This is a genomic window from Victivallis sp., assembly GCF_048170485.1.
Lineage (GTDB): Bacteria > Verrucomicrobiota > Lentisphaeria > Victivallales > Victivallaceae > Victivallis.
The window spans coordinates 1-10240 of the sequence record NZ_DBEXAY010000227.1 but is presented as its reverse complement, the minus strand read 5'-3'; the positions used below and the strand labels follow the sequence as shown (position 1 = coordinate 10240).

The window sequence follows — 10240 nt, the reverse complement described above, 5'->3', positions numbered from 1 at the left end:
GGTGATGATGCCGTTTGAGAAATAGAAAAAACCATTCTGGATGTGGAGGTGTGATCATGGCGAGAAGAAATATGGCGAAAACGCCGCGCGCGCCGCGCAGAAGTGTCACTTTCATCCTGGAGGACGCTCCCGGCAAGGATGTCCGGGTGGCCGGCTCCTTCAACGGCTGGAAGCCGGAAAAGCAACTGGTCGACAAGGAGAACTCCGGCGTTTACAGCTGCCGCATGCTTCTTGAGCCCGGTACCTACGAGTACAAGTTCGTCGTGGACGGCGAGTGGAAGCTGGATGAGGGCAATCCCAATTTTGCTCCGAATTCGCTCGGCACGCTCAACAGCGTGCTGGTGGTCGATGCGAAGTGAGAGTTTTTTACACCATTTCTTGCTGAGATGAAATTCGACGGATGAGGCGCCGGCTTTCTGTGGAGAAGGGGCCTGTCGTGTTGACGGGGGCGGCCTTCCCCGGGGGATGTCCGATGCTTTTTCCGAAACAACAATAACCCAGACGGATGTTTTTTATGGAACTTCAACTTTACAATGTGGCTCCCCGGATTCCGGATGAACTCAAGTTTCTGGAAACTCTTTCCAATAACATCTGGTGGTGCTGGCATCCGCAGGCCATCGAGCTTTTTGTGCGCATCAACCCGAATCTCTGGCGGGATGTCTCCGGCAGTGTCAAGGAGTTTCTCCGGATGGTGCCGCAGGCGAGACTTGAGGAGCTGGCGCGGGATTCCGGTTATATCCGCCAGCTGCGTGCGGTGCAGGCGGAGTTTGAACGCGTGATTCCCAAACAGGATGACGTCAGCAAGCGGACGGTTGCCTATTTCTCTCTGGAATTCGGCATCCACGAGAGCATCCGGATTTTCTCCGGCGGTCTCGGCGTGCTCGCCGGTGACCACTTGAAGGCCGCGTCCGATCTCAAACTGCCGCTGATCGCGGTCGGGCTGCTCTATCGTCAGGGGTATTTCCGGCAGGTGCTGGACCGCAATGGCTGGCAGACCGAACACTATCCGGTTTCGGAAATTCACAACCTTCCTGTGGTGCGCGGCTGCGACCCCAGCGGCAAACCGGTGACGATCAGCATCCGTCTGGTGGACCGCGATCTCTATGCCGCGGTCTGGGTGCTGTGGGTCGGCAATGTGCCGCTGCTGCTGCTCGACACCGAGCTGCCGCAGAACCCGCCGGATCTGCGCGAAGTGACCTGGCGGCTCTACGGCGGCGACAAGCGCATGCGGCTCCATCAGGAACTGCTGCTCGGAATCGGCGGATTCAAGGCGCTGGTTGCGATGGGATACTCGCCTGCCGTCTGCCATATGAACGAGGGGCATGCCGGGTTCCTTTCGCTTGCGCGGATTTCGCATCTGGTCAACGATGTCGGCTATGAGCCGGACGTTGCGCTGGAAACGGTCTGGCGCTCGAATGTGTTTACCACGCACACGCCGGTTCCGGCCGGCAACGAGGTGTTCGACATCAATCTGGTGCGTCCGTATCTGGAGGTGTTCGCCAACGAAGCGCACCTCAATGTGGATCGTGTCATCCGCTGGGGTATTCCGATCAACGAGCGGGATCATGCCAGCGAGATGTCGATGACCGTGTTCGGTCTGCGGCTGGCCAACTACAGCAACGGCGTGAGCCGTCTGCATGGCGAGGTGGCGCGGGAGATGTGGAAGCATCTCTGGCCGCAACGTTCGGTTTCGGAGATTCCGATCGGCCATATCACCAACGGCGTGCACATCGCGTCGTGGGTCTCCACCCGTCTGTGGGGACTCTATGAGCGCTACCTGACCCCGAAATGGGCGAACAATCCGGACAAGGCCGTGCTGGCCGCCGGCATCCGCAGTCTGCCGGACGAGGAGCTCTGGATGGCGCACGAACTCTGCCGTCAGTCGCTGGTCCGCCGGGCCCGCCGCCTGATGCAGAACAACTTCCGCTATCTGACCGACGATGCTTCCGCGGCCTCTTTCGCCAAGAAGAAGAATGTGCTTGACCCGGATATTCTGACGGTCGGTTTCGCGCGCCGCTTTGCCACCTACAAACGTGGCACGCTGCTGCTGCGCAATCCGGAGCGGCTGATCGCTCTGCTCAAGGACAAGACCCGGCCGGTGCAGTTCATCTTCGCCGGCAAGGCGCACCCGGCTGACGACGGCGGCAAACGGCTGATTCAGGAGCTGATTCAGTTCGCGCAGCGCGAGAACGTCCAGGACCGTCTGCTCTTCCTGGAGAATTACGACATCGGCATGGCCCGGTCGCTGGTGCAGGGGGTGGACGTCTGGCTCAACACGCCGCGCCGCCCGCAGGAGGCGAGTGGAACATCCGGCATGAAGGCCGCGGTGAACGGCGTCATCAACTGCAGCATCCTCGACGGCTGGTGGGCCGAAGCCTACAACGGCGAAAACGGCTGGGCGATCGAGGGGAACGACTACTACACGGAGGATGAGGACCGCGACAACTACGAGTCGCAGGAGCTCTTCAACCTGCTGGAAAACGAGATCATTCCCTGCTTCTACGAGCGTGCCGGCGGCGATCTCCCGGTCCGCTGGATCAAGCGGATGAAGGAGTCGATCGTGACCGGACTCGGGGATTTCTCCAGCACCCGCATGGTGGAGGATTACGACCGGATGTTCTATCGTCCGGCGACGAAGGCCTACGAGGAGCTGACGGCCGACAACGCGGCCTACGCCCGTGAGCTGGTTGCCCGCAAGGAGCGGTATGTCCGGAACTTCGACGGCGGCAAGCTCTACATCGAGCAGCCGAAGGTGGATGGCAGCCTGGAGAACATGCATGTCGGCGACCGTTTCCGGGTCTCGACCCGCGTCTATCTGGGCGAACTCAAGCCGGAAGAGGTCGATGTCGAAGCCTATTACGGGACCGTGAATGCCCACAACGAGATCATCTCCAGCGTATCGGAGAAGATGCACGTGCTGGAGAACTTCGGCAACGGCAACTACCGTTACGGCTGTGAAGTGACCTGTAAGGTGTCCGGCCGGTTCGGACTGACCGGCCGCATCAAGGCCAGCGGAAAAGAGTGGGACAACAGCGTCCCCGGCTTCATGTGCTGGCCGAAATAACAGTGTTGCAACAGTTCCGGTCCGCCGTCCGGTTCCGGGCGGCGGACGGAGCGGGGGGAGAGGAAAATGCATAAGAGACAGGAGAAAAGCAAACCGAGAATTCTGGTCGTCACTCCGGAGATCACCTATCTGCCGGAGGGGATGGGCAATATGGGCAACATTCTGCGGGCCAAGGCGGGGGGGCTGGCCGACGTTTCCGCCTCTCTGGTGGGCGCGCTGTTCCGTCAGGGGGCCGACGTACATGTCGCGCTTCCGCACTACCGGAGAATGTTTCACATCGATGTGGGTAAACTCATCAGCGACGAGCTGCGGGTTTACATGAACCATCTGCATAACAGCCGGATCCATCTGGCGGAGGACCGCATTTTCTACTACCGGGATGCGGTTTACAGCAACTACTCCGACGACAGTTTCCGGCAGGCGATGGCGTTTCAGCGCGAGGTGATCAACAATATCATCCCGACGGTGAAACCTGATCTTATCCACTGCAATGACTGGATGACCGGATTGATTCCGGCGGCGGCGCGCCGCATGGGAATCCCCTGTCTCTTTACGGTGCACAACATCCACACCCAGAAGGCGACGCTCGATGCGATTGAAGACCGCGGCATCGATGCGGCGCCTTTCTGGCAGAACCTCTATTATGAACGTCAGCCGATCAATTATGAAGAGAGCCGCTCGACCAACCCGGTCGACCAGCTCGCCAGCGGCATCTTTGCCGCGCACTTCATCAACACGGTCAGCCCGACCTTCCTCAAGGAGGTGGTGGACGGGCGCCACTCCTTCGTGCCGGAGAACATCCGCCGGGAAATGGCGGGCAAGTACTATGCCGGTTGTGCAACCGGTATTCTGAACTCCCCGGATGAGGATTGCAAGCCGGAGGTGGATCCCTATCTGGAGGTGAAATTCGACGCCGACACTCATGTGCAGGCAAAGCAGGTCAACAAGATCGCTTTCCAGGCGCGGACCGGCTTGAAGGTCGACCAGAATGCGCCGCTCTTCTTCTGGCCGTCCCGGCTGGATCCGGTGCAGAAGGGGTGCCAGCTGCTGGCGGATGTGCTGTATGAGCTGGTCCACCGTTACTGGGAGAAGAACCTTCAGATCGCCTTTGTCGCCAACGGCAGCTATCAGAAGGTGTTCCGCGATATTGTCGCCTTCCACGACTTCTACGACCGGGTGACGGTCTGTGACTTTGACGAAGGATTGTCTCATCTGGCCTTCGCCGCCTCGGATTTCATCTTGATGCCTTCTCTCTTCGAGCCCTGCGGCCTGCCGCAGATGACCTGCCAGTATTACGGCAGCCTGCCGGTGGTTCATGACACCGGCGGTCTGCACGATACGGTTGATCCGCTCGACATTGCGAAGAACACCGGCAACGGGTTCCGCTTTGAGACCTACGATGACGGCGGTCTGCTCTGGGCGGTGGGCGAGGCGATGCACTTCTACGAACAGCCGGCCGAGGTCAAGGAGAACATCATCAGCCGTGTGATGCGTGAATCCCGGCAGCGGTTCAACCACGACGTGACGGCGCAGGCGTACATCAAGATTTACGAAAGCATGCTGGCGCGTCCGCTGGTTCAGCACAGCATCAGCTGAAAATTCTGAAGGAGGCGGCCATGGGGTTTCCGCGGCTTTCCAACGATCCGGAGGATCTCTGCCGGGATCCTTATCTTGCGCCGTGGCGTTCCGTGCTGGAGCGGCGCAGTGCAAAGGTGACGGAGACCATCCGGCGACTGACCGGCGGCAGAGTGTCGCTGGCGGATTTTGCCGCGGGTCACGAGTATTTCGGGCTGCATTTCCGGGACGGGGCGTGGGTGATTCGCGAATGGGCGCCGCACGCCACCGGGATTACGCTCATCGGGGATTTTTCCGACTGGCAGAGGCGGCCGGAGTTCCGTTTCCGCCGGCTGGAGCACGGCGTCTGGGAGCTCCGGCTCGGCGCGGATGTGCTGCGGCACGGCATGCACTATCTGCTGTATGTCGAATGGCCGGAAGGGGAGGGGACGCGGATTCCCGCCTATGTCCGGCGGGTGGTGCAGGATCCCGGAACGAAGCTTTTTTCGGCACAGGTGTGGCACCCGGAGGAACCCTATTGCTTTCGCTCTCCGATTCCGCCGCGGCCTGCGGCGCCGCTGATCTACGAATCCCACGTCGGCATGGCGCAGGAGGAGCTGAAGGTCGGCACCTACCGGGAGTATCGGGAGAAGATTCTGCCGCGGATTGCCCGGAGCGGCTACAACACCATCCAGCTGATGGCGGTGATGGAGCACCCCTATTACGGCAGTTTCGGGTATCATGTAGCGAATTTCTTCGCCGTATCGAGCCGGTTCGGCACGCCGGAGGAGTTCAAGGAGCTGGTCGATGCCGCGCATGGCTACGGATTGCGGGTGATCATCGATCTGGTGCACTCCCACGCCGTGAAGAACGAGGCGGAGGGGATCGCCCGGATCGACGGGACGCGCTGCGCCTATTTTCACGAAGGCGCGCGGGGCGAACACTCCGCCTGGGATTCGCTCTGCTTCGACTATTCCAAGCCAGAGGTGCTTCACTTCCTGCTGTCGAACTGCCGTTTCTATCTGGATGAGTACCGGGTGGACGGGTTCCGGTTCGACGGCGTGACCAGCATGATGTATCTGCATCACGGGCTGGGGCGCGCCTTCACCGGCTACGCGGACTATTTCGGCGATGAGATCGATGAGGATGCGATCACCTATCTCGCGCTGGCGAACCGGGTGATCCACGAGGTCCGGCCGGATGCGGTGACGGTGGCCGAGGATGTGAGCGGCATGCCGGGACTTGCCTCCTCTTCGCCCTGCGGCGGAATCGGGTTCGATTACCGCATGGCGATGGGGGTGACCGACATGTGGTTCCGGCTCTTCGATCTGCCGGATCAGGACTGGGATCTTTTCCATCTCTACTGGGAGCTGACCAACCACCGGCGTGACGAGCGTTCGATCAGCTATGTCGAGTGCCACGATCAGGCGATCGTGGGGGGGAAGACGGCGATTTTCCGCCTTGCGGATGCGGCGATGTACGACGCGATGCACATCGGTTCGAACTCCCCCGCGGTGGGTCGGGCGATGGCGCTGCACAAGATGGTGCGTCTGGCGACGGCGGCGGCGGCCGGGCACGGCTATTTGAACTTCATGGGCAATGAGTTCGGCCATCCGGAATGGATTGATTTCCCGCGCGAGGGCAATCAGTGGTCGCTGAGTCATGCGCGGCGGCAGTGGTCGCTGGCGGATGCGCCGAATCTGCGGTTTCATTTCCTTCGGGACTTCGACCGGGCGATGCTGGCCCTGGCGGGACGGGCGGAGTTTTATCATACCCGTCCGCAGGCGGTCCGGATTGACAACGAGTCGAAGGTGCTGATTTTCGAACGGGATGGCTACTGGTTCTGCTTCAACTTTCACCCGGAGCGTTCGCTGGTGGACTATGCGTTTGAAGTTCCGCCGGGCGAATTCGAGACGGTGCTGGACTCCGATGCGCCGGAGTTCGGCGGCTTCGGATTGCGGCAGCCGGGTCAGCATTACTACTCCCGGTATGAAAATGGAGCGGAGGTCATCAGCGTCTATCTGCCCTGCCGTACTGCGCTGGTCCTGCACCGCCTGCCGCGCTGACCGGGGGAGGGGCGGTCAGGGGCGCCAGTCGCGGATTTCGAGCGACAGCCGGCCGGGAGTCGGGGGGCGTCCTTCGCTCTGATCGACCAGCTGTTGCACCAGCGTTTCCGCAAGTTCGTGAATCCGGTTCTCCAGCAGAGTGCAGGGGAAGGGCAGCACCAGTTCATTCTCCCGCGTTTTGTGAATGTAGAGCCGGATATCCTCCGGAACCTTCACGTTGTAGCGGTAGAATGCCATCGTCAGACCGCTGACCAGATCGTCGGAGAAGAGCAGAAACGCTTCCGGGTGCTCCGGCTGCTGCCATATCGCCTGAAATCCATTGTACGCAAACGTGGTGCTGTCCAGCACCTTCGCCACGCCGAGACGGCTGCTGTCGAAGATCCACTCCGGGCGGACGTGGAGCTGCTGTCTCTGCAACTGTTGAAACAGCTGCTGGTGGATTTCGTTTTCCGGACTGCCGTCCGGATTCACAATCTGATTGGCGGCCAGGATGCCGAGTTGCCGGATGCCGTCCCGCCGGATTCGCGTCGCGATCTCTCGGATTGTTTCCGTCGAGAAGAAGGAGACCCGGTTGGGAATCCGCATGGAGGTGAGGGCGGAAAACGGAATCGGCAGCCGGGCGAAAAAAGGATACTGATCCGGCGTGAGATTGCGGACGATCACCCCCTGAATCTGACGGTTTTCCGCCAGTTTTTTCAACTGCTCCAGCCCGTTTTGCGACGGAGTGTCGTAGATCACCATGCAACGGATTCCCCGGGCGGAAAAGCTCTCCTCGAGCATTTCAATCAGCAGCCGGGTGAAATTTTCTCCGCGTTGAATGAAGAGCCAGCTCAGGTAGATTGCCGCACAGGTCAGTTTTTCCACCCCCGTCGTAACGACGGTTCCCGCCTTCGGGCGGCGGGTCAGAAGCCCCTCCTTCACCAGTGCCGCCAGCGCGTGGTGGACGTTCGACTCCGCCGTGCCGAACGTGCCCGCCAGCTCCCGGGCGGAGGGGAGCCGGTCGCCCGGCTTCAGGCCGCCTTTCCGGATTTTCGCCCGGAAATGCTCCACGATCTGGGAGCGGATACTTTTTTTCGGATCGATTTCAAAATTCATCTTCGGTTTCCCGCCGTTCCGGTTCCGGCATGAATATAGGCGGAATCTCCCTTTTTTGCAACCGGAAAATAAATTTTTCGGCGAAATAATCACTATAATCTCTATTTGTAATTGAATTCTGAAAAAATCCGGCTATCTTAACCGGAGAGCCTCCGGAAGGTGCGGAGACGACAGGAGACAGGTTGGATATGGCGACGGGAATTCTTTTTGCGGTGCTGACCGGCATCAGCTGGATCTGGGTCGGGGTGGTTGTCAGCTATGCGGCGCGCAACCGGGTGAACATTCCGTATATTCAGCTGTTTCAGACTCTGACGGGGATCTTGATCAGCGTTATCGTGCTCTGTACCATGGGGATGCTGATGAAGGACGCCCCGGAACTTTCTGCGCGGACGAAATGGATCACCGCCTGCAGCATGATTGCATTCGGCATCCTCAACTACTTCATGTTTCTGGCGATGGGGGCGGCGATGCGGCGCGGGCCGAACGGCATTGTCTGGGCGGTGGTGCAGGCCGGCATCCTCTTCCCGTTTCTGATGGGGATTCTGGTGTTTCACGTCGAGCCGACGCCGAGCCGCATCGGAGGAATGCTGCTGATCGTCGGCAGTGTAATTTTGTTCGGGCTGGGGAAGGAAACGAAGGCGGCGGGGAATGCTCCGGAAACGCGAAAAAACTGCTGGTATCTCTTCGCCCTGCTGGGAATGCTGCTCTGCGGACTCAATCAGTGCTGTGCAAATCTCCCTTCCTACCTGAACAACGGCGAGTCGGTCGGCAGTGTCTATCGCGCCTGTCTTTCGCAGGTGGGAATGCTCTGCGGATGGCTGATCGGAGTGGCGGCGACCCGGACGCTCTCCCGGCCGGAATTTCAACCGGGGGAGTTCCGGAAGATCCTGTTTTTTGCGATTTCCCTCAATGCGGTGGGATTGACGGCGAACTATCTCCTGTTCTACAATGCGCTCGATTTTCTGGCGAAGGCGGGAGCCGGTTCGCTCGGATACCCGCTGGTGGTGAGCTCCTGCGTCGTCGGTTTTTTTCTCTACAGCGCAATTTTTCTGCGGGAAAAGAGCGGATTTTTTCAGAAAAGCGGATGCATTCTCGGCATTGCGGGCATCGTCATCATCTGTTTGTAGTATGCCGGACGAAGAGTTGGAGAGCGCGATCCGGGGTGTGGTTGGCCGGAGGCCGAGACTTTGAAAATGGAGGAAACATGTTGCGGATTTTGCGGTTGAGCTGTGTACGATGGAGTCTGGCGGTGATGATGGGGGGCATGATGTCGATGGCGGAGGCGAAGGAGGCGGAGGAGTTCGCCTGGGCGGGAATTTTCCCCGGGCAGATCAAAACGGTCGCCCTGGTGGCTCCCGCCTGCCCGGCGAACTCCTCCGAAGCGCTGGATCGGGCAATTGCCCGGTTGAAACAGGCGGGCATTCGTGTCAAGCTGATGCCGCACGCCCGCGAAGGGGAGCCGGCGACCCGGTACGAGACCATCGCGGTGGAGAAACGGGTCGCTGATCTGGAGCAGGCGTGGCTCGACCCGGAGGTGGATCTTGTCTGGTGCATCCGCGGCGGGACCGGCACGCCCGATGTGGTGGAGAAGGTGGATTGGGAAAAACTGCGGAGCCGCCCCGATCTGCCGCTGCTCGGCTTCAGCGATATCACCGCCCTGCAGCTGGCCATGCTCAAGGAGCGGGCCGGCCACCCCTTCGCCGCGCCCTCGTTGCTCGGACTGCTGACGGTGGATGCGCCCAGTCTGGAGAACTTCCGGCGGGCGATGCACGGGAAGCCGGCCGAACCGGTCCAGCTGCTACCCATTCGCGGCGGGGAGGCTTCCGGGCTCGCGCTGGCCGGCCACCTGCGGTTGCTGGAGACGATGAACCGGACCCGCTTCCGCCCCGATACTGCCGGGAAGGTGATCTTCATCGAGTCTCCGGATTTTCACCCGGAGCAGGTGCGTGCTTCGCTCAGCCGTCTTCGCGAGGCGGGCTTCTTCGACAATTGCGCCGCAGTGGTGTTCGGCACGCTCAGCCGTTGCGGCCACGAGGCGGAAACGGTGGTCCGCGATTTCGCCGCGACGGTGAAAGTGCCCGTCTACATGGGATTCCCCTATGGACACACTTCGCGCAATCAGGTGATCGACCTGCGTGGCCGGGTGGTGATTGACGCCGGCGGTGTGCTGCGCCGCTGAATCTGTGACGCGGGGAGGGGGGGCTTATTCGCTTTCCCGCGGGGGATGTTCTCGAAACTCCCGCGGAGATAGTCCGGTGAATTTCCGGAAACAGCGTGAGAAATAGTTGCTGTCGGCGAATCCGGTGGCGGCGGCGATCTCCGAAACCGGCAGCCGGGTGTTCAACAGCAGTGCCCGGGCGTGGCGGATGCGAATCCGGTTGAGGCAGTTGATCGGCGACTCGCCGGTCCCTTTGCGGATCAGGCGGTAGAGGGTGACTTCGGAGATTGCCGCATGGCGGGC

Annotated in this window: 8 protein-coding genes; 6 read left to right on the top strand and 2 right to left on the bottom strand. The window is 60.6% G+C overall.

Annotated features, from left to right (window positions below; all coding sequences use genetic code 11):
- Positions 1-56 precede the first annotated feature (56 nt).
- The 4 genes from ACMLHG_RS11860 (at position 57) to ACMLHG_RS11845 (ending at position 6684) form a co-directional block, all read left to right on the top strand.
- The gene (locus tag ACMLHG_RS11860; protein WP_294435786.1) at positions 57-359 is read left to right on the top strand and encodes a glycogen-binding domain-containing protein; all 303 of its coding nucleotides are present in this window, start codon (positions 57-59) and stop codon (positions 357-359) included.
- Positions 360-514: 155 nt separating this feature from the next.
- A complete protein-coding gene (glgP, locus tag ACMLHG_RS11855) occupies positions 515-3064 on the top strand; it encodes an alpha-glucan family phosphorylase (RefSeq protein WP_295806792.1) in 2550 nt (849 codons plus the stop codon).
- A gap of 66 nt (positions 3065-3130) precedes the next feature.
- A complete protein-coding gene (locus ACMLHG_RS11850) occupies positions 3131-4660 on the top strand; it encodes a glycogen synthase (protein ID WP_294435788.1) in 1530 nt (509 codons plus the stop codon).
- Between the two features lie 20 nt (positions 4661-4680).
- Positions 4681-6684 (top strand): alpha amylase C-terminal domain-containing protein, encoded by a 2004-nt coding sequence (locus ACMLHG_RS11845; RefSeq protein WP_417170632.1) that lies wholly within the window; start codon positions 4681-4683, stop codon positions 6682-6684.
- 15 nt (positions 6685-6699) lie between these two features.
- Here ACMLHG_RS11845 and ACMLHG_RS11840 read toward each other — a convergent pair whose 3' ends face one another.
- On the bottom strand, positions 6700-7779 hold the full coding sequence (locus ACMLHG_RS11840) for a GntR family transcriptional regulator (protein WP_417170631.1): 1080 nt from the start codon (positions 7777-7779) through the stop codon (positions 6700-6702).
- A gap of 188 nt (positions 7780-7967) precedes the next feature.
- On the opposite strand from ACMLHG_RS11840, the gene ACMLHG_RS11835 reads away from it, so the two are divergent.
- A complete protein-coding gene (locus tag ACMLHG_RS11835; RefSeq protein WP_417170630.1) occupies positions 7968-8906 on the top strand; it encodes a hypothetical protein in 939 nt (312 codons plus the stop codon).
- Between the two features lie 77 nt (positions 8907-8983).
- On the top strand, positions 8984-9958 hold the full coding sequence (locus ACMLHG_RS11830; protein WP_295806807.1) for an LD-carboxypeptidase: 975 nt from the start codon (positions 8984-8986) through the stop codon (positions 9956-9958).
- A gap of 24 nt (positions 9959-9982) precedes the next feature.
- On the opposite strand, the gene ACMLHG_RS11825 is transcribed toward ACMLHG_RS11830, so the two are convergent.
- Positions 9983-10240: helix-turn-helix domain-containing protein (locus ACMLHG_RS11825; RefSeq protein ID WP_417170629.1), on the bottom strand; the 258-nt coding region annotated here is incomplete at its 5' end.

Bases quoted from the DNA above. Each gene is read 5' to 3' on its own strand.
- ACMLHG_RS11860 (WP_294435786.1), top strand. From the start codon at position 57: ATGGCGAGAAGAAATATGGCGAAAACGCCGCGCGCGCCGCGCAGAAGT.
- glgP (WP_295806792.1), top strand. From the start codon at position 515: ATGGAACTTCAACTTTACAATGTGGCTCCCCGGATTCCGGATGAACTC.
- ACMLHG_RS11850 (WP_294435788.1), top strand. From the start codon at position 3,131: ATGCATAAGAGACAGGAGAAAAGCAAACCGAGAATTCTGGTCGTCACT.
- ACMLHG_RS11845 (WP_417170632.1), top strand. From the start codon at position 4,681: ATGGGGTTTCCGCGGCTTTCCAACGATCCGGAGGATCTCTGCCGGGAT.
- ACMLHG_RS11840 (WP_417170631.1), bottom strand. From the start codon at position 7,779: ATGAATTTTGAAATCGATCCGAAAAAAAGTATCCGCTCCCAGATCGTG.
- ACMLHG_RS11835 (WP_417170630.1), top strand. From the start codon at position 7,968: ATGGCGACGGGAATTCTTTTTGCGGTGCTGACCGGCATCAGCTGGATC.
- ACMLHG_RS11830 (WP_295806807.1), top strand. From the start codon at position 8,984: ATGTTGCGGATTTTGCGGTTGAGCTGTGTACGATGGAGTCTGGCGGTG.